This window comes from Pseudomonas sp. MAG002Y (assembly GCF_019400845.1).
Lineage (GTDB): Bacteria > Pseudomonadota > Gammaproteobacteria > Pseudomonadales > Pseudomonadaceae > Chryseomonas > Chryseomonas luteola.
Genome location: NZ_WOEJ01000019.1, coordinates 15753 through 40546 on the forward strand (window position 1 = coordinate 15753; position 24794 = coordinate 40546).

General features: G+C 54.2%; 24 protein-coding genes. 18 read left to right on the forward strand and 6 right to left on the reverse strand.

Annotation, left to right across the window (positions count from 1 at the left end):
- Positions 1-46: 46 nt before the first annotated feature.
- Positions 47-790, forward strand: coding sequence for a GNAT family protein (locus GM154_RS21475; RefSeq protein ID WP_308460629.1), 744 nt, complete (start codon positions 47-49; stop codon positions 788-790).
- 59 nt (positions 791-849) lie between these two features.
- Here the strand turns inward: GM154_RS21475 and GM154_RS21480 are convergent, their stop codons facing one another.
- Together GM154_RS21480 and GM154_RS21485 are read right to left on the reverse strand one after the other, a co-directional pair.
- Entirely contained in the window at positions 850-1581 is a 732-nt protein-coding gene (locus GM154_RS21480) for an SDR family NAD(P)-dependent oxidoreductase (protein ID WP_074829093.1), read from the reverse strand.
- A gap of 174 nt (positions 1582-1755) precedes the next feature.
- On the reverse strand, positions 1756-2022 hold the full coding sequence (locus GM154_RS21485; RefSeq protein ID WP_125889133.1) for a PepSY domain-containing protein: 267 nt from the start codon (positions 2020-2022) through the stop codon (positions 1756-1758).
- A gap of 301 nt (positions 2023-2323) precedes the next feature.
- On the opposite strand from GM154_RS21485, the gene GM154_RS21490 reads away from it, so the two are divergent.
- From GM154_RS21490 to GM154_RS21540, 11 genes are all read left to right on the forward strand, one after another.
- A complete protein-coding gene (locus tag GM154_RS21490) occupies positions 2324-3415 on the forward strand; it encodes a hypothetical protein (protein WP_219653303.1) in 1092 nt (363 codons plus the stop codon).
- A gap of 104 nt (positions 3416-3519) precedes the next feature.
- Positions 3520-4005, forward strand: coding sequence for a GNAT family N-acetyltransferase (locus GM154_RS21495; protein ID WP_219653304.1), 486 nt, complete (start codon positions 3520-3522; stop codon positions 4003-4005).
- A gap of 284 nt (positions 4006-4289) precedes the next feature.
- The gene (locus GM154_RS21500; protein ID WP_219653305.1) at positions 4290-5441 is read left to right on the forward strand and encodes a hypothetical protein; all 1152 of its coding nucleotides are present in this window, start codon (positions 4290-4292) and stop codon (positions 5439-5441) included.
- 403 nt (positions 5442-5844) lie between these two features.
- Positions 5845-6501 carry a YjfI family protein gene (locus GM154_RS21505; RefSeq protein ID WP_219653306.1) on the forward strand — a complete coding sequence of 219 codons (657 nt, stop codon included), beginning with the start codon at positions 5845-5847 and terminating at the stop codon, positions 6499-6501.
- Positions 6502-6527: 26 nt separating this feature from the next.
- On the forward strand, positions 6528-7232 hold the full coding sequence (locus GM154_RS21510; RefSeq protein WP_010798800.1) for a PspA/IM30 family protein: 705 nt from the start codon (positions 6528-6530) through the stop codon (positions 7230-7232).
- A gap of 59 nt (positions 7233-7291) precedes the next feature.
- Positions 7292-7849: a rhomboid family intramembrane serine protease gene (locus tag GM154_RS21515; RefSeq protein ID WP_010798799.1), complete on the forward strand. Its 558-nt coding sequence runs from the start codon at positions 7292-7294 to the stop codon at positions 7847-7849.
- A 30-nt stretch (positions 7850-7879) separates the two neighbouring features.
- Entirely contained in the window at positions 7880-8545 is a 666-nt protein-coding gene (locus GM154_RS21520; protein WP_010798798.1) for a DUF2491 family protein, read from the forward strand.
- Between the two features lie 13 nt (positions 8546-8558).
- Positions 8559-8984 (forward strand): DUF350 domain-containing protein, encoded by a 426-nt coding sequence (locus GM154_RS21525; RefSeq protein ID WP_019364662.1) that lies wholly within the window; start codon positions 8559-8561, stop codon positions 8982-8984.
- Between the two features lie 17 nt (positions 8985-9001).
- The gene (locus GM154_RS21530) at positions 9002-9742 is read left to right on the forward strand and encodes a DUF1190 domain-containing protein (protein WP_010798796.1); all 741 of its coding nucleotides are present in this window, start codon (positions 9002-9004) and stop codon (positions 9740-9742) included.
- Positions 9743-9754: 12 nt separating this feature from the next.
- Positions 9755-10912, forward strand: a complete 1158-nt coding sequence (locus GM154_RS21535; protein ID WP_219653307.1) for a glutathionylspermidine synthase family protein — start codon at positions 9755-9757, stop codon at positions 10910-10912.
- A gap of 465 nt (positions 10913-11377) precedes the next feature.
- Complete coding sequence (locus GM154_RS21540) at positions 11378-14659, forward strand: hypothetical protein (protein WP_219653308.1); 3282 nt, start codon at positions 11378-11380, stop codon at positions 14657-14659.
- Positions 14660-14983: 324 nt separating this feature from the next.
- Here GM154_RS21540 and GM154_RS21545 read toward each other — a convergent pair whose 3' ends face one another.
- Entirely contained in the window at positions 14984-16819 is a 1836-nt protein-coding gene (locus GM154_RS21545) for an NAD(P)/FAD-dependent oxidoreductase (RefSeq protein ID WP_219653309.1), read from the reverse strand.
- Between the two features lie 524 nt (positions 16820-17343).
- On the opposite strand from GM154_RS21545, the gene GM154_RS21550 reads away from it, so the two are divergent.
- On the forward strand, positions 17344-19221 hold the full coding sequence (locus tag GM154_RS21550) for a sigma-54-dependent Fis family transcriptional regulator (RefSeq protein ID WP_219653310.1): 1878 nt from the start codon (positions 17344-17346) through the stop codon (positions 19219-19221).
- Between the two features lie 155 nt (positions 19222-19376).
- On the opposite strand, the gene GM154_RS21555 is transcribed toward GM154_RS21550, so the two are convergent.
- Positions 19377-19802: a hypothetical protein gene (locus GM154_RS21555; protein ID WP_219653311.1), complete on the reverse strand. Its 426-nt coding sequence runs from the start codon at positions 19800-19802 to the stop codon at positions 19377-19379.
- Positions 19803-20089: 287 nt separating this feature from the next.
- Between GM154_RS21555 and GM154_RS21560 the strand changes: the two genes are divergently transcribed.
- Positions 20090-22048 carry a methyl-accepting chemotaxis protein gene (locus GM154_RS21560; protein ID WP_219653312.1) on the forward strand — a complete coding sequence of 653 codons (1959 nt, stop codon included), beginning with the start codon at positions 20090-20092 and terminating at the stop codon, positions 22046-22048.
- 211 nt (positions 22049-22259) lie between these two features.
- Here the strand turns inward: GM154_RS21560 and GM154_RS21565 are convergent, their stop codons facing one another.
- Positions 22260-22493, reverse strand: coding sequence for a hypothetical protein (locus GM154_RS21565; protein ID WP_125889125.1), 234 nt, complete (start codon positions 22491-22493; stop codon positions 22260-22262).
- Between the two features lie 97 nt (positions 22494-22590).
- Between GM154_RS21565 and GM154_RS21570 the strand changes: the two genes are divergently transcribed.
- From GM154_RS21570 to GM154_RS21585, 4 genes are all read left to right on the forward strand, one after another.
- Complete coding sequence (locus tag GM154_RS21570; RefSeq protein WP_150346282.1) at positions 22591-22959, forward strand: MerR family transcriptional regulator; 369 nt, start codon at positions 22591-22593, stop codon at positions 22957-22959.
- A 32-nt stretch (positions 22960-22991) separates the two neighbouring features.
- Positions 22992-23402, forward strand: a complete 411-nt coding sequence (locus tag GM154_RS21575; RefSeq protein WP_219653313.1) for a carboxymuconolactone decarboxylase family protein — start codon at positions 22992-22994, stop codon at positions 23400-23402.
- A gap of 119 nt (positions 23403-23521) precedes the next feature.
- Entirely contained in the window at positions 23522-23668 is a 147-nt protein-coding gene (locus tag GM154_RS21580; protein ID WP_010798786.1) for a hypothetical protein, read from the forward strand.
- A 492-nt stretch (positions 23669-24160) separates the two neighbouring features.
- The gene (locus GM154_RS21585; protein WP_219653314.1) at positions 24161-24304 is read left to right on the forward strand and encodes a hypothetical protein; all 144 of its coding nucleotides are present in this window, start codon (positions 24161-24163) and stop codon (positions 24302-24304) included.
- Positions 24305-24348: 44 nt separating this feature from the next.
- Here GM154_RS21585 and GM154_RS21590 read toward each other — a convergent pair whose 3' ends face one another.
- Positions 24349-24579, reverse strand: a complete 231-nt coding sequence (locus GM154_RS21590) for a hypothetical protein (RefSeq protein WP_125889124.1) — start codon at positions 24577-24579, stop codon at positions 24349-24351.
- Positions 24580-24794 lie beyond the last annotated feature (215 nt).

The following is a 24794-nucleotide window of genomic DNA, read 5'->3' on the forward strand; positions in this document are numbered from 1 at the left end:
CATATCCTGAATACCGTTATAGCTCATTCAACTGTCGGTCAGGTAGATGATGAATCGGGAAAAAATACGGAACGCGTACCAACAACCCATAGGGCAGCCTCTGGCAGAGTGGACAGAGCGTTCACGGCCGTCTCGTACGGTAAAGGAGGGTCGCTATTGTCGCCTTGAGCCACTCAATGCTGAGATCCACGCATCCGACCTGTACGAGGCGTATGGTCATGCAGAAGACGGCAGAGACTGGACCTATATGCTGTCCGGCCCTTTCACTCATGAAGCGGACTATCATCGGTTTGCCGAGCAGGCTGCTGCGAGTGAGGACCCGATGCACTTTGCGGTGGTCGATCTACGAAGCGGTCGCGCGGTTGGGACGTTGTCCCTGATGCGGATAGACCCTGCCAATGGCGTTATGGAGGTTGGGCATGTTGCTTTCTCCTCACTCATGAAGCGCTCGATACTTTCAACCGAAGCACATTATCTGCTTATGTATCATGCCTTCGAGGACCTGGGCTATCGGCGTTACGAGTGGAAATGCGATAGCCTGAACGAGCCCTCGCGCCAGGCTGCGCTTCGCTTGGGGTTTCAGTTTGAAGGGGTATTCCGGCAGGCTCTGGTCTACAAGGGACGGAGCCGGGATACGGCCTGGTTTTCAATCATTGACACTGAATGGCCGGTACTGCGTAACGCATTTACGGGATGGTTAGACCCGGCCAACTTTAACGAGGACGGCCAACAGCTCCGTTCCCTTCAGGCATTCCAAAGGAGCGCTCGGGTAAACGATCCACTCGGTTGAGCCGACTTGGTTGATTCAGAGAAAAGCCGTAGCAGCTTTTACTCCGGCCTTCCTGCGCTTCAAACATGCTGGCCGCCATTGACATGGATCTCGGAGCCATTAATGTACGACGCGCCTCCTGTACATAAAAAGTAGATCAAGGAGGCCACTTCCTCGGGCTTACCCAGGCGATGAAGTGGAATATCGCGTTGAACGATTTCTTCCGTTCCGGGTGAAAGAATCGAGGTATCGATTTCACCTGGAGCAATAGCATTTACCCTGATGCCATGCGGGCCGAAGTCGTAGGCCATTTCCCGGGTCAGCGCCGAAAGGGCCGCTTTGGACGTTGCATAGGCTACGCCGGCGAATGGATGAACTCGCGACCCAGCAATGGAGGTAACGTTGATGACGCAGCCCTTGGCGGCCTTGAGCTCATTGAACAACCCTTTTGCCAGCAGGGCGGTAGAAAATAAGTTGACGTTGAATACCTTGATCCAATCGGCGTAGCCCATTTCCAACACACCCAGCCGTGAACCGGTCTCGCTTTTGGGTGAGATGCCAGCATTATTCACTAGCGCGTCAAGACGACCACCCAGTTTGTCGTGAATCAGCGCCAGGTTCTGCTCAACGCTATCGATGTCTTCGAGGTCGAGATGGATATGATTCATCAATCCTTCGGACCAGGGGCAGTCTGCCGCCCAATTCTGGCGTGAAGCGGTAAATACGCGCCAGCCCGCTGCATTGAAGTGCTTGACCGTGGCATGGCCGATGCCACGGCTCGCACCCGTCAACAATAATGTCTTTTGCGTCATGACCGTCTTCCTGAAAAGGGACACCTATCATAAGCATATCTGCCTATTTGTGGTGTACAGGCGGCCTAGCGGTTAAACCACTGTTCAAGTTCGGAAGAAAGGGCAGAGGCGTACACGTCACAGAAGCACGGTGTGAAGTGTGCCTACCGGCGTAGGTAGGCACACGAGTAGGCGCTAATGGTCCATTTCGTCTTTAGTGATCTTGCCACTGTGCGGGTCTACATGAAATTCATACTTCATGCCGTCCTGCTTGGTGCCTTCACCTTCCCAGTGTCCATCGTCCGCTTCGATCTTGGTGATCTGCGTATAACCGGCAGCCTTAAGTGCAGCCTCTGCCTGATCTTTGGTGATCCAGTCAGCACCGGGCTGATCGGCCCAGGCTACACCCGCAACACTGGCAGTAAGCACTGAAGCTGTTAGAAAAGCAGTTATCTTTCTCATGGCGAGTCCTCATGAAGGGTACGAGATAATTGAGTTCTCCTGAGGCGTGGAGTTCGCGTGCATGACTAGTTGCAATATCCTTGAAGCTCTCTTCAAATCAAGCCTTATGAATGTATGAATATGGCCGTTACGGCTATGGAAGCATTTCCTGAAAATTCCACTATTCTCCAAATGAGTGTCATGTTTACGTGATGGCTCCGCCCAAGCCCTATCGAACTTAGGTTCATGCGCGGTATGCGGTTCTGATCACGTTGACTGTCGAGTGTGCTTGGCGCGACTTTAGGCTTACATGGAGTTTCATATGAAACGTTCAGCCTGTTTTGCAGGGGTGTTGATCCTGGTGGCTCCCCTGGTTGTAACCGCACAAGAAAACGTAGCAGAGCAATATCAGGACGGTACCGGATTACAGATGTCAGTAACGCAGCTTGGCTCGGGCAACTATTCCTTACAGCGCCAGGAAGGCGATCGATATGACACGGCAGAGACCCGTCAGTCCGGCACGGATAATCAGGCGGTCTCCATTCAGACCACTGTAGGTGAAGGTCGGATCAGCATCGATCAGGCAGGCGCCAACAACCAGGCCACAGTGGTGCAGCAGTGGGGCGCCTCTGGCGATGGAAGTGCAGCCAACGGTGGTTATGTAACGCAGGAGGGTGCAGGAAACGTAACCACCCTTACTCAGGAAGGCGCCTTTAGTTACATAACCAGCCTGCAACAGGGAAACAATAACCAGCATACAGTTAGGCAGGAAGGGTATCTGGTTAGCGCGCAGCTCGAATCGTACGGGAGCGGCAACGTCATTACCGTAGGAGCATTGCCGGGAAGCTATATCTCAAGTAACGGGGCCATTATTTCCCAAGCGGGTGATTCAAATGGCGTAACGGTGTGGCAGGGTGGTTCGGCTGCAGAGATTACAGTCACGCAGCAGGGTAATGGCAACGCAGTTGAAAGCTATCAACGAAGTGATGACGAGGGACTCTCCGGGCGTGCACGGATTGCTCAGGATGGCAGCAATAATCAGGCAAATCTGGATCAGACGGGTTATCGCTCCTTATTGGAGTCAAGCCAGGTAGGAACTTCCAATCGCCTAACCGTACAACAACAAAGTAACAGTACGCGATCTACGATTATTGCCAATGTCACTGGATCTGATAACAGTATGGATGTTACTCAATCAAACCTCTGGTACAGGGCTCCTAATAGTATTGATATTGCTCAGGAGGGTAATAACTTGATCGGCGTGGTCGCTCAGGTTGAGGCAACAGGTAGCATCAGCTTACTGACCCAAGAGGGCGCTTTTCATAATGCACATATCCAACAGACCGGTATCAGTAACCAAGTAGAACTCACGCAGAGCGGACTGGCCAATACAGCAGCTCTTATGCAGCAGTAGACTTCGTCCATCTCAACGACTCGCAAGTGAAGTAACAGGCTATCTGTGTTCTTTAACCATATAACTTCGATACACAGTTAAACAGATTTACTTGGGCGTGAGTTATGGAAATTTTGGCAACTCGGGAAGAGGATTGGAGGCGCCTGAAACAGGTTCGTCTGGCGGCACTTCTGGATACACCAACCGCTTTTGGCGCGAGTTATACAGCAGCGGCAGCTTATACCGAGACTCAATGGAGAGCGCGAGCCGCTTCTCGGGCTGGACCGGAGTTTTGGCTAGCACTCGAAGGCGATAATCCGGTTGGGATGATAGGTGGTGGCAAAGATGCAGCGAACCGTTTCAACCTGATTGGTCTGTGGGTCAAACCATCCCTACGTGGCTCCGGTGCGGCTGTCCGGCTTGTTGAGACAGTGAAAGCCCGTGCGATAGAAAAAGGATACACGCACGTATTTCTTGAAGTTTCTCCAACCAATACAAGAGCAGTCAATTTTTATTTACGGCAAGGGTTCGTTTTTATGGAGGAGTGGAGTCCTTTAGACAGTCATCCACATATAACGATACAAACAATGGTTTGGCAGACAAATCAATAACATTAAGAAGAAGTTTTGCCCAGGATAATAAGTAATTTGCGCCTGCCCTCAGTCACTAGCCTGGCGAGCACGTAATAAAGCGTTTGTCTAGTTTACTGCTGGGAAAACGGTAGAAAAAGATTACAAGCAATCGATATTAATAAATGCAGTCTGATATCGTTTAGCTATCGCGCCAGTAAGGCATGAATATGAACATTTGCCACTTTCAGGGTGCTGGTCTATAGCTCTTAAGCTTTGTCCATGACTTAGCAAAAGAGCCAATGACTTCACAAGGAAAGTAACTCATGTTCATGCTAAAGCCTCTTACATTTGCCGTTCTTATCGCATTCACCGGTCACGCAATGGCGGCTAACCACAGTGCTACGCAAACCCAGAAGGGAAACAATAACGAAGTGACGCTCGATCAGAGCGGGGAAGGCAATACAGCTACCCAATTACAAACAGGTGACTTGAACCGCTCAGCCATTCTGCAAAGCGGTAACGGCAATCTGGCGGGGACGACTCAGGAAGGAACTGGGCACTCGATAGACGTTAGCCAGACAGGTAATACCAATACAGTGTCTGTTTATCAGTCTTCTTCAGGAGAGGCAGCCATTGCCTCGGTAACGCAGGTTGGCGATTCCAATATGGCTGCTCTCAATCAGCTGAGCAGCTATGGACCCAATGACGCCACGTTGTATCAAGAGGGAAACAACAATACTCACTTGGTTGAGCAGGGCTCTCAGGCTTATAACGCCTTATCAGCCAGTACCACGGGCAATGACAATATCGTCAATGTGGTACAGACGACAGGAAAATCAGCTGAGTTGAGACAGTTCGGTGATAGCAACCAGATCGTTCTGAACCAGCAAGGCGGCCCCTTAGATGCGTCGGCGGCTATTTCACAGACAGGCGATCAAAACTTTGCAGCCGTAGACCAGTGGTCTGGGAGCCGCTATGAACAATATGGCTTGGCTTTGATTCAAGACGGTACGGCCAATGCTGCTACGATCAACCAGGGGGGCGGCCTCAACTCCATGGATGTCAGGCAAAGCGGCAACAACAACGAACTCTTTGTTGACCAAGGTGCAATATCAGGCTCCATTAGCGGACACTCTAGTGGAAGCAATAACATTGCAGATATCAGGCAAGCGGATTATCTGACGCGTACAAACTACGCCCAGGAAGGTGATGCCAACAGCTTGACGGTCAGCCAGAACGGCAATCGTAGCCAAGCTGATCTGACGCAGCTTGGTACTTCTAATGAGATTACAGTGTCGCAGACCGGTTCAGGTGAGATCATCTACGATAATGGCAACGCAGCGACTGTCCTGCAAAATGGTACTGCGAACATTGCAAGCATTACTCAGCAGATCGCTGACTCGAGCCTGGCAGGCCACGCGGCTACTGTGAGTCAGACCGGTACTGGCAACCGCGCAACGATTGTCCAGCAATAGCAGTTGCATGAGTTAGGCTATCCGCCCGCCCAGACTATCTCGTTGAGAATAGGCCGTTCTGGGCACCTACATATCCAACTGTTTTCGCCGCGTCTTTTGGTTCAGCTCGTACATTATCAGTTAGACGCTAAGAGCTTCATCAGGCTTGGGTCTAACCAAGTGTCTATGGGCAAGACTCAAGCACAAGTGCTTTTTAAAAGACTGATCCTGGCCATCGCAGCGGTATTGACTCTTTATCAATGAGCCCAAGCGGAAAATCCAGTGATAGCTACAGCACTTTATCTCATCCCGGAAGCACCCAAAAAATATTACATGTAACGGTTAAAAATACTTACATGTAAGTATTGTATTGTCCTGAATTCAGGAGTAGATTTTCTTACATGTAATGAGTCTGGGAGGTCAGATGCCTCGCAAGAAACCATCGGATGATGCTATGGCCAAGGCAGGCTCCGGCAAGGGTAAAACGACTGCTGATTATGTGCGCGAAATGCGGACACGATTACGTGAGGCAGGTCTGGTAAAGCGTGAGTTCTGGATTCTTCCTGAAAACGTTAACGCCCTTCGGGGTATAGAAAAAGCGCTACGGCAGCCCTTTTTGGGCGAGAAAGTCAAACTGGAGGACTTTATGACCGAGAACACCAACTGGAGTATCAGCTCGCTGCACAAGGCCCTGGCCGAGCTGGAGGTGGTTGAAAAGGGCGAGATTGTTCTGACCGTTGCCGAAGGTGCGGTGCCCAGCATCAAACTTATCATGACCGAGTATGGCGACCTGCCGATTTACCTGGCGGTCTCCGGTGATCAGGTGTTAGTCGATGCCACGCTGTTTGAGGCGGGCAAAGTCAAGGATACCGTTGAGTTCAACAGCCTGCTGCTGCGTAGCCGAGACATGTTCCCCCTGTCCTCGGTAGGTATCGAATCGGTAGACGGTACAGAGATTTATTGCATGTTTGGTGCCTTGAGCGCGGCCTCGTCCCTGACGGTCATCGTTCAGGAGATCTACACCCTGGCGGAAAACGTGATTCGTGCTGCTGAAGCATTCGAAGACCATATCAAGGCCTGACCCTTTATTCGCATTGGAGTACACAGATGAGCATTTGGAAAAAAGTAGTAACCGCGCTTCGCGGTGGCGCCTCTGAAGTGGGCGAAGCAATTGTCGATCAGCAGGCAATCCGTATTCTTGACCAGGAAATCCGTGATGCCGAAGCCGCCTTGCTGCGGGCTCGTAACGGCCTGGTCGATATCAAGGCCAAGCACAAGCTCTCGCTGCAACGTCTGGATGCCTTCAAGGGGGACATTCAGAACTGGGAAGGCAAGGCGATGGCTGCGCTGGAGAAGGGCGAGGAAGGTCTGGCGACTGAGTGTGCAAACAAGGTAGCCGAGATCGAGGCCCAGCGTGATCAGGAGCAGGTGCTGGCGGATCAGTTCGGCAAGCAGACAGAAGCCCTGCATGCTCAGGTCATCAAGGCCGAAGCGCAGATCAAGGGGCTCAAGCAGCAAGTCGAGATGGCCAAGGCGCGGGAAACCGTTCAGAAGGCACGAGTGGCAACAGCTGCCGCTACAGGTGGTGCCAATGGTTCCCTGGAAACGGCTGTAGATTCGCTGGCCCGGATCAAGGCCCGTCAGGACGAGCAGGATGCTCGCCTGCAAGCCGCTGAAGAGCTCGCCAGCGCTTCCAACGGCGGTGATCTGGAGCGCCGTCTACAAGAAGCCGGGATTGGCTCCAAGTCGGGCGGCGGTGCTGATGTCCTGGCTCGCCTGAAGGCCAAGCAGTCCTCGGGCTCTGCACAATAAGCGTTACAGAAGGGCAGCCGAATCCTTCCGGCTGCCCTTCTGTGTCATGAGAGATGTCGATGCGTACAGGAAAATGCCTGCCGGTTATCCTCATGTTGGCCGGGATCATGGTGCTGGTTCAACTGGTGAACACCTTGACGGCGAACAGCCTGGTACACCACGGAATCATCCCTCGTACGACCAGCGGCTTGCAGGGGCTCCTGTTTGCCCCTTTTCTACACGGATCCATCCGGCATCTGCTCAGTAACCTTGCGCCCTTTGTAGTGCTCAGCTGGCTTATTTCCAACGAAGGCCTCGAGCGCTATGTTCGGGTGCTCGTGCTGATTGCCATGTTGGGCGGACTGCTGGTCTGGCTGCTGGGTCGGCCTAGTATTCATGTAGGAGCCAGTGGGCTGATCTTCGGTCTGTGGTCCTATGTCCTGGCCCGCGCATGGTTTCAGCGGAGCCTTTTAAGTCTGTTGATTGCCGCAGCCGCCTTGCTGGGTTATGGCGGGCTGGTCTTTGGTTTTCTACCCGTGCCGGGTATTTCGTTCGAGTCCCACATCGCCGGTGCCGTTGCAGGCATAGTGGTCGGATGGATCATGCATTCGAAGACATTACTGGCTAATGCCAGATAATCTCTACAATAAAGAAACAGGAGGTGCTTTATGAGTTGGATCAAGAGGGCGCTAGGCATGGAGGCGCCGCTCCCTAAGGAAAGGGCAGGTTCTGCACCTATCACCAACGCCAGCCCGCTGGGGCTGACCCGGGAGCGGATGATATGCCTGGACAAATCCCTGAAGCTGCTGCTCGACGGGCACTCGCACGTTACCCTGCCAGGGGATGAAAAGGTCTGGGCGGTGGGTAATATCGACCTTGGCCAGTCCATGCGGCTGCTGCGTTTCTATCTGGACGATGAGGACTATTTCCTCCAGATAGTCATGAACGGCCCTAGCAATGATGACATCCAGGACATCATTCTTTTTGGCTATCACAGCGTCACCACGATCAACAGCAAGGCCGAATTGCTAAGCCTTTCGGGGCCGGGCGCAAAGCTGGGTATGCCGCTCTATGAGCTCGACGGCGAGGAGTATGAACGCCAATGGGGGACGGAAGACGGCCAGACGGAGCTGACGCCGCTCCTTGAGTACGTCAAAAGTCCAGAGCAGTCTTATCGAATCCGGCATAATTGCATGCTCTACGCACGTGAAATCGGCCTGGTGAATCGTCGGGAGTTTCTGCTCCTGTCGGTCGAGGAAGATGATGAGGGTGTCATCTCGCTGTCGACGGCCGTTGGCGTAACGCTACAACCTACAGACCTTCAGGTCCTCTGATAAGGAAATCTCCATGCTTGAAGCACTTCGTCTATCCCTGAACGCCGGCGCGGTAATGGGCTTCATCATTTATATTGTTGTTGCCGCTATCCTCTTCGCCTTGTTCCAGCTGATTTATACCCGTCTCACACCACACAAGGAATTTGCGCTCATTCGCGAGGGCAACACTGCGGCTGCCATTGCCTTGGGTGGCTCGCTGATCGGTTTTGCCCTGCCAGCGAGCAATATCATTGCCTACAGCGTAAGCGTTCTGGACTTTGTGGTTTGGGTAGTCATCGCCGCGGTCGTTCAGCTGTTGACCTTCCTTGGCACCAGCCTGGTGGTGAAGGACCTTTCTGCTCGTATCGGGCGAGGTGAAACGGCTGCGGCAGTGTATTCAGCCTCTGTCGCAATCAGTATCGGTTTTATCAATTCCGCCTGCATGACGCCGTCGGTCTGAGCCAGGAGGAATAACCGATGAGAAAACGCAGTTCCGTCAAGCTAGTATTGGCCAGTACCCTGCCGCTGGCGCTGGTCGCCTGTGGCAAGTCACAGAATACCGCCACCTACAGCGCCAGCCAGAACTTCAGCTCCGTGCAGCAGTGCGTCGAGGCCAAGGTTCCGGTCGATATCTGTTCGGATGCCTATATGCAGGCGATGGCTGATCACAAGCGCATCGCGCCGACCTACGACGATCAAGCGTCATGCGATGCCGACTTCGTACCCGGTTATTGCCAGGCGACATCCGATGGCAAATACATGCCCAAGCTGGGGGGCTTTGAACTGGCCATGTCCGGAGACCTGCCCAAGCAGGCTGTCGAGCAGGCGAACAATCAAAGCGGCGGCGGAGGTGGTGGGGGCAGTCACCTTAACGGCCTGCTCATGGGACTCCTGATCGGCAACATGCTTAGTGGCTCGGGTAACAACCACTATTACTCGCAGCCGATTTACCAGGCGCGTGACAACCGCGGCAACTATTACAACTCGACGCTTTCGCGCCAGATCGAGCAGGGTAAGACATTCAGCCGTTCGACGCAGGCCAGGACCAGTCCTACCAACAGCTATACCTCATCCACTCTGGGCAGAAGCCTGAGTCGAAATTCGGGAACATCCGGGTCAGCCGTATCTTCCACCATCTCTCGCGGAGGCTTTGGCAGTCAGGCCAGCGCTCGTAGCGGCTGGGGTGGCAAGAGCAGCGGTGGATACAGCAGTAGCTAAGGACATTCGAGCATGAAAAAGATCAGCATCGAAGAGCGCCCGGATTGGCGCGAGACCCTAGAGCGTGAAGGCTTCAACTTTCACACGATCGATGGCGAGCGCTACTGGGATGAACGGGGTTACTACCAGTTCACCGAGGCCCAGATCACCCGCGATCTGGAGCAGCCAACCCGGGAACTGCATGAGATGTGCCTGGATGTTGTCGACCGGGTTGTCGACAGCGAAGAGCTGCTCGAAGGTCTCGCCATTCCCTCGGCCTTTTTCGATCTGGTCCGCAGCTCATGGAAGGAAGGCCACCCGCATTTGTATGGGCGATTCGATTTTGCCTACGACGGAAGCGGGCCGGCCAAACTGCTGGAAGCCAACATGGATACGCCTACCTCGTTGCTTGAAGCAGGGTCCGTGCAGCTGTTATGGCTTGAAGATCAGATTGCCCGTGGCGTGTTGCCGCCTGAGGCAAATCAGTTCAATACCATCGCCGAAGACCTGGTACGTGCCTTTGCTGCATTTCCTGTCGGTGGGGCTTTCTATTTTTCGGCCATGTCGGGCTCGGTCGAGGACCGCGGTACGACAGATTTCTTGCGTCGAATGGCGGCACACGCCGGAATCGATGCGCGGCATATCAATGTGGAGGATATCGGGCTGACGGCTGAGGGGCGGTTCGTGGATCTTGAAGGACGTTGGATCGAGCGGCTCTTCAAGCTCCATGCCTGGGAGCATATCTTCAGCGAAGAGTTTGGCAAAGCCGTACCACGATGTGATACGCAGTTCGTGGAGCCCGCCTGGAAGTCTTTGATCAGCAACAAGGGTATTCTGCCGCTGTTGTGGCGATTCAACGAGGGACACCCCAATCTGCTGCCGTGTATGGTCGATGCTGATCCAGCAAAGCCGGTTCCCAAAGGTTGGGTGCGCAAACCCTTCTTTTCGCGGGAGGGTGCCAACATTGAAATCCGCACCGATGAGGATCAGGTTGTCAGGGAGGATGGTCCTTATACGGACGCGCCGTACATACTCCAGGCTTTTTCACCGCTCCCACGCTTTGGTGACAGTTACACCCTGATCGGCTCCTGGTTGATTGCCGATGTAGCTTCGGGTATCGGCATCAGAGAAGATGACAGCCTTATTACCAAGGACTCCAGCCGGTTTTTACCGCACGTGGTATTGGGTTGATAGCGGCTATAACCCACCCGGCGTGGCACTGACTGCGCCGCTTGCTGGTATCGCACTGAACCTTCTTTATGGCTCCATCCAGATGTTACGCAGGATAAGTCTGTTAGTCCCCGGCCATCATTTGCTTGTTACATCTCTGTCTGCGGCGCTCAGCCTACAGGCCTGCTTCTAAAAATCTTCTCTAAGCGACGAAACTTAGCTGTTATCTGCGGTATTGCCTGTGCGTGGCAATCAGCAGTGTCATTGTATTTTCATCGTGAAGGTTTTTGATAGGCGAGGTTTGTCGGAGTCGGCATCTGGCTCGGGTGCTTCGTTATGTATTGACGATAGCATCCTGGTGAGAGGCCGAACCCTATAGCCATACCTCATCCATGCCCAGTCTAACCAGTAGGGAGTTTTGCGGCCTGTTTACGTAAGCTCATGTAGTCACTGACTTGTCTGGTCCACCACAAGAAGGAATAGGCAATGACCGTCAAGGCTGTAAGTAATAACGATAACCCGCCAGCAGGCTCGGAGTCAGACAAAGCCTGGAATCAGGCAGTGGAAGATGCCAAGGAGGTCGGCATCCGCTGGGAGCGCCCTAAGGACGATACGCGTTCGGCTCAGGAAATCATCGACGACAGTCCGCTACTCAAACATCTGGGCAACCAGAGCGGGGTGAAGGACAAACTCAAGGAGCGGGTGGGCGATTTCGAGAAGGACGCTGACGCCGCATACCGGGCTGTCCAGGTGCTTGAGCACGTAGTGAAGATCGATGAAAACGGTAATCGCATCATCGGTGACAGCAATGTCGATAATGATCGAATCGATGGATTCACCAAGGGGGGCGATGCAAAGCACGGTACTGAAGCTGGCCGCCTACAAGACTTTGGCAAGTATGGGTTCTCTTTTTTGAAGGGCGAGCTCCATCAGGTCTCTTTAGCTGGTAATAACGACAAGGCTCGCGAGCAGGCAGAAGCACTGGGTATCCGCTGGGAGCGGCCGGAAGGTGATGATCGCTCCGCGCAAGACATTATTGATTCCAATCCCTTGCTCAAGAACCTGGGCAACCAGAGCAACGTGAAGGACATGCTCAAGGAGCAGGTAGGTGATTATGAGAAGGACGCCGATGCGGCCTACCGGGCTGCACAAGTGTTGGAGCATGTAGAAACGTTGGACGCCTCTGGTGAGAAGATTGCCGGAAAAGATGTGGGTAATGGCAGTATCAACGGCTTTACCAAGAGTGGTGAGGCGAAGCACGGCACTGAAGCCGGTCGGCTGCAGGATTTTGGTAAGTACGGTTTTTCTAGCCTGAAAGGTGAGCTCAAGGACCCTGCAGCGGTAGCGGGTGACAAGCAGGCCCGTGAGCAGGCCGAGAAGCTGGGCATTGTATGGGAGCTGCCTCCGAACGATAAGCGCTCGGCCCAGGATATTATCGACAGCGATCCGCTACTCAAGAATCTGGGAAACCAGAGTGGCATCAAGGATATGCTCAAGGAGCGAGTCGGCGATTTTGAAAAAGATGCCGATGCAGCCTACCGGGCTTCACAGGTGCTCGAACACATCGAGCGCTACGACGGTGAAGGCAAGGTTCTTTCTGGTAGCGATATTGGCGATGGCAAGATCAATGGCATCACCAAGGGCGGCGAAGCAGAAAATGGCACTGAAGCCGGCCGACTTCAGGATTTTGGCAAGTACGGTTTCTCCAATCTCAAGGGGCCAGAGCTTACCGAAGAAGGGAAAATCGATTTTGCACGCGAAAGTGCAGGCCTGCCACCGGATACTGAAACGGATGTCGCCAACCTGGAAACTACCACAACTGATCCAGCGGACAAGAACCGCAAACTTACCGTGAGCGAACTGACGTGGCAGAACCTGCTCGCCGATTGGAAAAAGGGAATCGACAACGGCAGCATTGCCAAGGACGATGACCGCGCCAAGCTCTATAACGCCTTGCGTGCTCAGAGCGCCAGCGAGAACGGGTTGGATATGGTCGTGCTGGACATGTCGATGGGGCAGGGTACAGCCAAGGTGAGCGGTAAAGACCTGTCTTCCATCATTGATAAGGCCAAGGTGGACGAACAGGTCGGCAAGCTCTTCGGCTCGGAAAGCGTACAGAAGGATTTCCAGGCTCAACAAAGTAAGGCCCTAGACGCACTGCCAAACAAGGACGCGGTGCGCGAAAAACTCGAGACCATGGCCTTCTCCGAGGAGTACTCGCGTTATATCGCCGAACTCAAGAAGAATGGCAAGGATGAACTGGCGGAGGCTGACATCGGCAAAACCTATGCTTCGCTGGCGGCCTTCGACCCAGACAAGGCTGCGCAGTTTTCACAGCACATGATGATCGACGCCACGACAATTGATCTCGACAAGCTGCTGGCCGATCCCTCGGGAATCAACGACGAAAACACAGTTCTAGCTACCCAGGACACCATCAAGACGCTCCTGACCGCACTGAAAAAAGGCGGCATCGACATATCGCGGCGCACCGTGGAAACCGAGCGCTTCGTACAGGAGTTCCTGGGTAACAAGCAGACTGCAAAAGCATTTGGCGAAGCACTCAAGGAATTGGGGGCGACCTTTAGCAAGAACGGGGTCGTGACGGCGGATGACATCAACAAGGTTATGAGCAAAGACGTCTACAAGACCTTGGGTGAGGGCGCCCATGGCAGCATGCTCAAGACCATTACCGAGCTCAACAGCAACGGTGCGTTGGGGTCTGCAGGTGGTCTGATTTCCCTGGCTTCCGGGATCTACCAGATTGCAGGCAAGGGCGGCACACTGGCGGATACTCCAGAGGAGCGTCTGGCGATTGCAAAAGACTTTGTCAGTGTCTTGGGCGCAGGGCAGCACTTCGTGAACCTGGGCAGTAATATCGTCGATAGCATCTGGGGGACCAAGATCAACCAGATGATGGGGTTGGACAAGTCCTTGCCGCAGATCTTTGGTAAGGATGTACCGGAAGGTTCTGGCAGAAACCTGAGCCTTGTGGAGGGTGATCTGAAAAAGATCTATGAAGGCTTCAACGCAGCGATTGATGCGGCCCCTGTTCCCGATCAGCAGAAACTTGCAGCAAAGATGGATCTGACGCCGGAGCAATGGACAACGCTGAACGACGGCTTCCGTGACGGTTTTGCCAAAAATCCGGGGCTCAAGGGCAGTACCCCTACCAGCCGTGGCGTTTCGGCATTCCTGCGGGTCATGGATGCAGGCGCTAATACCTTCACCGGGGTCGCTGACATTGTGCTGGGTGGCTTGAAGATCAAGTCAGGTCTTAACAGCAACGACAAGGTCGCCGTGGCGCAGGGTGCTATTACTGTTGCTGCGGGCGCCTTCAACTTTGCCGGTGGCGGCGCACAAATGGCCGCGGTCATGGGAGCCAACGCCGTTCGTGCCCTGGCGGGGCCGCTGCTATGGGTTGGCGCAGCATTGACGGTGGCGCTGACGCCCTTCCTGATCGTCGAGGACATCAAGCACAACAACCGCATGGATGCTCATCGCGAAGATTTGCAAAGCCTGATCAACGATCTGAATGATCAGAACCTGCTCACCGCTGATGGCAAACAGCGCTTCGAGTTTCTGGATGAATACATGTACAACTACGGCCAGCGTGACGCACCGGAGGAGCTCAGTATCTTCGAATACCGTGAGGAGGAGTATGAGTTCTTTGCAGACGGAGGGCATTTGCCGTCGCCCGGTTTCGACAACATCAAGCATGAAGACTACAAGGGGGATGGCGCTAACCTCGATACGCAAATGGCATAAGCGCCTGAAAATGAGTCGAACCGCGGATTGAGCTGCGACTCATAGCAAAACAGCAAGGCGGATCAGGGAAAGGCCCGTCTTGCTGCCTGTCTTACTTGACGCCCGCCTGTAGCGGCGTTGTGCCCTGCGGCCTAATCATCTACCCCCTATATAAGTGGCACCGACCAGTCCGGACAAGCTGCTAGTCAAGAGCATGACAGGGACACCTGCATTGATCTGCATTTTCAAGCGCCCTACGGATATCCGGCGTATCGTGAGACGGTCTTGCACATCGCCTGGAGAAAGCATGCAAGACCGCAGTGTTGAGCGATTGGCGCAAGCCGATCACCCCTTGTGGTAGCTTGGCGCAAGTTTGTAGACCGAGGTATTCAGCCCCTCGAAGCGTGCCTTGAGTTGGAGAGCCAAATACAGAGAATAATGTCGGGACTGATGGAGATTGCCCCCATGGAACCAGAGGTTGTCTTGCTGGGTAGGCTTCCACATATTACGCAGCTCTCCCTCGTATGGGCCTGGGTCCTTGGTGGTACCTGACCCAAGCCCCCAGCACCGGCCTACTTTGTCAGCCACTTCCTGTGAGATCAGCTTGGCGGCCCATCCATTCATCGAGCCGTAGCCGGTGGCGTAAACGATGAGATCGGCTGGTAAACGGCTGCCATCGGTCAGGACTACGGCGTCTGGCTCGATATGATCGACGCTCAGTCCTTTCCCGCTCTTGAGCTTGATAGTGCCATTGGCGATGAGCTCCGACGCCCCAACATCAATGTAATAGCCTGAGCCGCGGCGAACATATTTGAGGAAGAGGCCGGACTCATCGTCCCCGAAGTCCAACATGAAACCGGCTGCGCTTAACCGCTCATAGAAGTCCTTGTCTCGTTCCTTAACACGGTCGAAGGCCTTGCGATGGAATTCAGGCAGCACACGGTAGGGCAGGGAAGCGAACAGCATGTCGGCCTTGTCTGCCGTGATCCCCTTCTCAAGGGCATCCTCGGAGTAGAGGGGGCCGAAGACGATTTCCATCAACGAATCGGAGCGTACGATATGGGTGCTGGAGCGCTGCACCATGGTGACGTCCGCACCGTTTTCCACAAGATCGGCGCAAATGTCATGGGCCGAGTTGTTGGCCCCAATAACGACTGCTCGTTTGCCACGCCAGGCATCGCCTCCTGGATGTTGGCTGGAATGATACTGCTGCCCGGCAAACGTCTCAGCGCCGGGGTAAACGGGAATATTGGGCACACCCGACATACCGGTTGCGAGAATTAGCTGGGTAGGTTTAAGCGTAATCGGCTTGCCGTCACGTACCACCTCTACGGTCCATTGCCGCACAGCCTCGTCATAAGAGGCTTTGACGCATTCGGTCTTTGCCCAGTAATTGAGCTCCATGACTTTGGAATACATCTCCAGCCAGTCGCCGATCTGATCTTTGGGCGTAAAGACGGGCCAGTGATCAGGGAAGGGCAGATACGGCATGTGGTCGTACCAGACGGGATCATGCAGGCAAAGCGACTTATAGCGACCACGCCATTGATCGCCCGGTCGTTCAGCCTTGTCGACGATCAAGGTAGGAACGCCAAGGCGCTTGAGCCGTGCGGCAAGCCCCAGACCGCCTTGCCCACCCCCGATGATCAGACAATAGGGTTGTTCGGTGATACCCAGGGCCGCCTCCTCGTCACGGCGTTTTTCCAGCCAGTTGCGCTTGTCGGCATAACCATGTCCATGCGTTGCACCCATGGGGCGACGCCGCCCGGAAGGCTCCTCGAACCCTTTGAGTTCACGCATGGTGGTGAGGAGTGTCCAGCACAGCCCGTCTTTGAGCCGCACATAACCTTTACCACGGGCAACGTCTGTTTCCAGACGGATCCAGCCTTCGAGTACACCGTCGGTTAGAGTCGCCTCGCCCTCCAGTGTCCAGTGATCAGGTTGGGTCTGTTCGAGGCGCTCCTCAAGCATTTCACGAATCGCGGTTTTGCCCTCCAGCGTAATCAGGTTCCAGCTGAACAGCACCAGATCACGCCAGTGGCAATCATCGGCAAACAGCTCGAGTGTGCCATTGATGTCTCGTGCAGCAAGGCGGCTGCCGAAGCGCTCTACCCAGTTGGAGAGCTGGGCTGTGGGGGATTGCGCTTGAGATACGGCTGTAGGATCAATATGAATATTCATAGGTGTCTCCTCCCGGACTAATTGTTTTTGTGCGCAGTCCGCCCCGGGTCGGCAAGTCCGCGTTGGCTCAAACAGGTCTGTTGTGACGGGGTTAGTTAGGCCACGCAACGGGCAAGAGGGTGAGGGCTTCCCTGTACCAGGCATGCTGGCGTAGGAGGGATTGTTCAGCGGGCGTAGCGTGCTGCTCCCTTGAATCGATAATGGATGGCCTTGGCGTACCGTATGGCAGGGCGCAAACGTTCCTGGTGCAGAAAAAGGCGTAACGCATGAATGGACTCTCCTGATCGTTGTTGTTGTGCAGGGGAATACATAGGAGAGTGGAGCAAGGATAAGGCCAGGTTTGGAAAACGCTTACCTGCTGTGGTGTTGCCGATACGGTTGTGGCTATCCCAGGTCAGCCCGTGTATCGATCATGGCCTAAGGGGGTGACATTTTGTACCGCTTCTGGCCTACCGGTCTTGGAGGCTTGAATGACCTACACTAGACATTGCATCTTGCCGCCTGCATAAGGGAGAACAACAAGAATGTCCCAAAGGCCTCATATTTCAAGACCTCCTTTTTCAAAAGCACCAGTCAGCTTGCCTTCAGGCTCTACAGACCCGGTTGTCGTACGCTCCTGGCAGCGCTGCCTTGAGCACTACCAGCTGGATCCTGCCAGTTCCCAGGCACCTTGCGTCATAGAGCAGCCGCGCCTGGTTGATCACCGAGAGCCGCTGTGTAACCTCCTTGGCTTGGCCCGTGGGCAGATGAACACCCTTTACCAGCAGCTGGGCGGGGCAGGACACACGATCTTGTTGACCGATGCCCAGGGGGTGGTGATTGAAAGCGTCTTCCATGAGGCAGAGCAAACTCTGCTCGAGCGTGCTGGTCTGTGGCTTGGTGCGGTATGGAACGAAGATATCGAGGGGACCAACGGGGTGGGTACCTGTCTGGTTGAGCGCCAACCCATCACGATTTTTCGGGAAGAACACTTTCGCAGTCGCCACACGGGTTTGACTTGCTCGGCGATGCCCGTCTTTGATCCGGCCGGAAATCTCCAGGCGGTACTCAACGTTTCTACGGTTCGCGAGCAGCAATCGCGGCAGAGCCAGTTTCATACGATGGCGCTCACGACACTTTCGGCAAAACTGATCGAAAATGGCTTTTTCCTACAGCATTGTAAGCAGGACTACCTGCTGCGCTTCCATACCCAGCCCGAGTTTCTCGGTCTGCTTAGCGAGGGGCTCCTGTCATTCGATGGAGGCGGTCGGATTACCGCAGTTAACGAGCCGGCCCTGAACCTGCTGGCCACCCGCCGTGAGGCGTTGCTGGGTCAGTCGCTGGAGGGCGTGCTTGACATCAGACTCGATGAACTCCTGGCCTATGCGCAGCCGCAACCCAGTACCTATTGGTCGATATGCACCTTGAGCGGCGTGTTGCTCCATGCACAGGTACGGGGCATACAGCTGCGTACGGTTGTAACGCCTCCGCCGGTTCGCCGCGCAAAGATCGAGGGGCTATGTCTCGCCGATCATGCACTACATGCGGCGTTCGATCGGGCGCTCAAGGTGTTGGAGCATGATGTGCCGGTTCTTCTCTATGGGGAGACCGGGACTGGCAAGGAAGCTTTCGCTACTGCGCTGCACCGTGCCAGTTCACGTGCAGGCAAGCCATTTATCGCACTCAACTGTGCGGCCATTCCTGAGACGCTGATCGAGAGCGAGCTGTTTGGTTATTGCGGCGGAACATTTACCGGTGCACGCAAGGAAGGTATGGCAGGCAAGCTCCAGCATGCCAATGGCGGCGTCCTGTTCCTTGATGAAATTGGCGATATGCCGCTTGCCCTGCAGACCCGGCTACTGCGTGTTCTAGAGGAACGTCATGTCGTTCCGTTGGGAAGTACCACACCACAGCCGCTTGATATTCGCCTGATCAGTGCCAGCCATCGAGACCTCAAGGCGCTGGTGGCGGCGGGTCAGTTTCGGGAAGATCTCTATTACCGTCTGACCGGTCTGCAGATTACCTTGACGCCTTTGCGAGAACGAAGCGACAAGGCTGAGCTGATCGATCATCTGCTCCGAGAGGAGGCTCGTGGCAAAGAAATTCGAGTGGAATCGGCAGCCAGGCAGGCGCTACTGGCGCAGCCATGGCCCGGCAATATTCGTCAGCTGAGAAACCTGTTGAGAACGCTTGTAGCCTTGAGCGAAGGGTGCTGGATCGGCCTCAGGGATGTGGCAGCCGTTCTGCCGCTGGAGACACCTGCAGAAAATGCATGTAACCCTTTGGGGACAGCGGAGCGTGATGCCCTGGTTGCAGCCTTGCAGGCTGAGCACTGGCATCGGGGGCATGTGGCTGAGCGGCTCGGTATCAGTCGCAATACGTTGTACCGCAAGCTCCGTAAATACGGGCTGATCAACCGCTAATTAAGGTGGCATCTCTCACATCAACCGGAAGGCACCAGGCCGATTAATGGCTACATTAAACGGCTCAGCATTCCAGATTCGCCGTGTCCCGATTGTGATGATCGGGGCACGCTTGAGAGTTGGCTTTCTCGTCTATACGACCTTTACGAGACTATCTACTGACAAGCGGCCTGCCCAAGCTCTACCAGCTTTCCACCTTGCCTCATTTTTGTTGCATCCACCACTCTGACAAGCTTTGCGGGCGTACCGTACTGTTTGGCACTCAGGCAAACGGACTCGGCCAGCCGGAACTGCAAGGTATGATCATCAACAACACCTACCTGGAGTAGGGAAGGTGTAACCCAGCGGGCTTCCTTGATAGCGCTTTTCTTGTGTGAGACCAGTGCATGAATCAGTTGCTGCTGCCGCTGAGCGGTATCAGTGCTTCCTACTTGAGCCTCGCGCGGAGTTGAAGCGGCACGAAGCCCGAGATAACCCAGGGCAGCGCCCACAATCATGAGCAGCAACAGTACTTTCCTGGCTTTCGACATTGTCGGTGGTTTACTCCAGGGAAACAGGTCAGTTATCTCGTCGGCGGCCATGCGGAGCATATCGTTTTACCCGATCATCAATACAAGCTCTTGCAGGACCATGGCGCACGAGCCAGACGGGCAAGCTAACTACCGATACAGAAGCCGAAAGTTATAGGGGTTGGACACATATCCTTTCTAAAGATTTTTTCTATCGGCCCGATAGAGAATGTGATGCCTTGCAAGGGCAGCCTTTGGCTGCGCTCATCCTGCTTAACGTGCAGCCAATAAAGCACGACGGCAGGTAATCGACTGAGCTTCGTACCATTGATATCGAAGCAGACTCTGAGGTGAACATCGTGCTCCGAAACATCCCGTTGGGTTTCAAGCTTCTGCTGATTCTCATATGCCCACTTCTCGGCTTCCTATGGCTCGCGACGGCGAAGGTGGTTGATAGCTACCAGACCTTGCAGGAGATGAATCGAACGGTGGAAGCGAGCACGGTTGCCCAGAAGGTAAGTCAGTTAATTACTGTGCTGCAGCGTGAGCGCGGCGCAAGCGGTGTTTATCTGGGCAGCAAGGGAAATGCAATGCGGGATATGCTGCCTCGCATGCGTCAGCAGACGGATGAAGCTATGGCGGCCTTGCGCGCGCTTTCTGGAAGCGCCAGTGAGATTCGCGATGCCATGGCTGGATTGGATGGTTTGAAAGCCACCCGTGACCAGATCGATACGCTGGGCATCACCAACCGTGAATCAGGCTCGCGGTTTACCAAAGTCATTCAAACGCTGATTGGATTCACTCATTCACTGGAGCACAATGTGAATGAGCCATCGCTTGCCCGAGCGTTATCCTCGCTTAATGAATTCATCGAGATGAAGGAACGGGCAGGTCGTGAGCGGGCCATGCTAGGTGTCGTGTTCAACCAGGATCGGTTCGATTCTGATCTGCTATCAGCTTTCAGCCGTAACCTGGGTGAGTTTTCCGCCTACTCCGAGGCCTTCAGACGTAACGCGTCTGAGGCGCTTGTGCGCAAGCTTGATGAAAAGATGCAGCAGCCCAGCGCGCTTGAGGTCGCACGTCTGCAGCGTCTGGCATTCGAGACGCCGATCGGTCAGTCACTGGGTGTGTCGGCCGAAGAATGGTTCAAAACCTCGACGAGCCGAATCGATCTGATGGGTGAAGTAGAGGAAGAGTTGGGACAGCAGGTGGGCGCCCTGGCAGCCAAGGCGCAGCATCATGCGTCAGCCGTTCTGTGGACAACGCTGGGTGTCGCAGTGCTTGCGCTGTTGGTCGTCTCGGTGCTGTCCTACCTGATCATTCGCAACATCAGCGTTGCCGTAAAAGCGGTGAACAATGCGCTGCTGGCACTTTCGCAACGCGATCTTACTGCGCGATCCGATTACAAGGGTAAGGACGAATTTGGCGAGATTACCCATAACCTCAATCGTATGGCTGACGAGTTGGGTCAGGTGATTCAGGAGATTGGTAACGCCACCACGCAGGTGGCGACGGCCGCGGAAGAATCCTCAGCGGTCACGCTTCAGACCAGCAAAAGCATTGAGCGCCAGCGCCAGGGTACTGAGCTTGTCGTCACCGCGATTAACCAGATGAGCGCGACCGTGCGGGAGGTGGCTCAGAGCACCAGCGATGCCGCCAGCATGTCACAAGAGGTCAACCAGAGCACAAGCCAGGGTCGACGTGAGGTGGAAAGCACGATCAGTGTCATACGCGAACTGTCTGCCCAGGCCGATCAGACCGCAGCCATCATCAGCGACCTGAAGCGAGAAAGCGACTCCATTTCCACGGTGCTTGATGTGATCCGCGGTATTGCGGACCAGACCAATTTACTGGCGCTCAATGCGGCCATCGAGGCGGCACGGGCCGGCGACCACGGTCGGGGCTTTGCAGTGGTGGCTTCCGAGGTACGTATGCTGGCCCAAAAGACACAAGAGTCTACTGGCAATATTCAGCAGATGATTGCAAACCTGCAGACAGGCTCTGATCGCGCTACTCAATCGATGCAGGAGACTGTAGGCAAGGCTCGCGCAGGCGCCTCCAACATCGAGCGGGCCGGTGATATGCTCACCAGGATTGCCGAGGGCGTAGCCAGTATCAACGATAGAAACCTGCAGATTGCTGCGGCTGCGGAAGAGCAAAGCGCCGTAGCGGAGGACATCAACCGCAACATCGTGGATATCAACGATGTGGCTATCCAAGTCAGCGCAGGTGCCGAGCAGACTGCCGCAACCAGTCTGGAGCTGGCGCGTCTGGCTGAGCACCAGCAAAAGCTGGTAGGTCGGTTCAGGTTGGTATAAACCGCACGTGTAATCGATTGACTCGTTTTGCTGAGCTACGCTTGATTATCGTTATCAGCCGATCCGGCTAGTGTCTGAGTCATCTGAACGTTTGTCAAAGACAGACGTTCAGGCTCAACAGGCGGGTATCAAAGACGTTACCTTTAAAAGACAATCAGCTGCCTGCCGGTTACTGTACCGGCAGTGCTCTTATGGCGACCTTGTTTATTTATCAGCCGGTGCCGCCTGAGAGGAGCCTGACTGCGCGGCACCGGATCTCTTGTTCCGACTGGGTATCTTTGGCTGTGTCCTTCTTATTGGTCTCGTGATGGCCAACCGCCGCACCTGCACTGTCGTGATGTCCGGCAACATGGCCGGCAGCGCCTCCTACGACAGCTCCCGTGATCAGCTCAAGTGAATGGCCCCGCAAGTCCTTCGAGAAATAGGGCAGCCGCGTCTGTAGCAAGCGGTCTCTAGACGATTGCGGCACAACATGAAGAGGTGTCGGCGGGCGGAAAAAAGTGTTTGACTTAGAGCGCACTCTAACCTCTAGGATCTTCTCCATGGACTCGAATTTAACGATAGATGAAGTTGCCAAGCGTACTGGTCTGACGGCTCACACGTTGCGCTACTACGAGCGTATCGGGTTGATTGCGCCTGTTGGCCGAGCCCCTGGCGGCCAACGGCGTTACGCAGCATCAGACATGGCCTGGATCAGTTTTCTTCTAAGGCTGCGTACCACCCAGATGCCTATCGGAAAAATGCTGACCTTCGCAAAGTTGCGTGCTGTTGGAGACTCAACCGTATCCGAGCGCCGTCGCTTACTGGAGGATCACCTGGCGGAGGTACTTGCCCAGATCGAGGCCATGAAAAAGTCTGCCGATGCCCTGCAAGCCAAGGTCGAGCACTACCAGGCGCTGGAGCATTCCTGACATAACCCTTAGCTACCATGGAGAGACGCCTGATGAACACTGCAACGCGCTATGAACGCGGACTTGGGAAGTTAAAGGAAATCGATGGTGAGATAGGCGAGCGCGTCGTTGCTAGTCTTGCTGACATCGCTCCGGACTTTGCACGCTATCTAATCGAGTTTCCGTTTGGAGACATCTACTCTCGTCCCGGTCTTGACCTTAAAAGTCGAGAAATTGCAGTGGTGGCGGCGCTCACGGCTATGGGGAATGCAGCGCCTCAACTCAGAGTACATATTCAGGGCGCGCTGAATGTAGGTGTTTCGCGTGAAGAAGTCATTGAAACCATCATGCAGATGGCGGTCTATGCAGGCTTCCCAGCGGCATTGAACGGACTGTTCGCAGCCCGAGAGGTCTTTGCATCGCTAGATACTTTGGATCAACCAGTAGCGGAACCAGAGCATTAAGGCCGGCAAGCCTTGGGTATTCATAAAGACCGTTTGATTCAAAGCGTTTCACGGATTCAATGAAGCCCTACAAGTGCTGTCCAACGATAGGGTCATTTAGGACCCCACTCGAGGTGTATATGAATACTCAACCAATCGACACATGGCGGATGCAGGGCTCTGATCCATTAGGTCCGGGTGATGAAGTAGGTGCGAACGATGACGAGATGGCACCACTGGACCCTGACCAGGCACCTGACGAGGCCGATGAAGAAGGTGGCATCTGATAGAGGGTTACCTCAAGTCCTGCCAATGCAAGGCTTGAGGTATCAGATTAACGGTCGGATTGTTAATACAGTATTTGATGTGAATCCTGTCACAACATGATATCTCTGCGCAGCAGCAATCGCTGCTCCTGCAGAGGCATCATTATGGTCAGGTCAGGCGGTGGTTTCTTGGTAAGACAAGGAACCGCATTAGCGGTAGGTGCAGCTGTTCTTTTTCTTTTATTTGGCATTATGGGTTGGCTGCTTGAATACCTGTCCTTTGGGATGATGTGTATGCCTATAGCGCTGGGAATTGGGATTCTGACCTTTTTATGTTTAGCGACGATTACCTATAGCCTGCTGGACTGATCTGCATAGATGAACGCTCGGTTTTATGCCGAGCTTTTTATTGTTCAGCTAATTAGACGAGCGGAAACGGTGGTGCGAACATTTCTTGATTTGATGTCTCTAAGTTACAAGGCCGCTTTGGCCTTATAAGAAAGGAGATGCACCATGGCTACGTATGAGCACGCTCCAGTAACAGCACAAAGCCCTGATCCGCTTAAGCCAGACGATACAGGTATTGGCGGCGATGTGGTTGATCCCGCTATGCCAGACGATACTTTGGATGATGACGATGTAAATCGTCCTTTGTAGTCGAATACTCGAATAGAAGCCCGGTTATATGACCGGGCTTTTTGCTAACAGCGATCAAGATCTTCCCACATCTTTTTCCAGTACGCGTCCGCTTCGCTGTGTCGTGATCTCAAGGCCGTTTCGAGCTGTTTCCGTTCATCCGATTGATGAGGTGCTGCGCATTCGAGATATTGAGTGGCTGCTTCTTGTACCCGTTGCTCAAGTTGATTCCACTCTGTCACAGCTGCCGTCCAGGACTTGCCCGTCAGCGCTTCATACTTTTCGTGCCCATCCATACGGTCGTCCTCAAGAAGATGCATGTTGATAGACACGGTTTTCAGACTTCAATTTCAATCCGTCATGGTTAGATGCTATTTGCGCTGCGTAATTAGCGCGCTCTATTGTAGCCCTGGCGCCAAGCATCTACTAAATGTACGAACTAAAATGATTTGGCTGAACTACTGGGGTACTACTAAAAATATTGCAGAGCTATCTTTCTAATTATCGATAC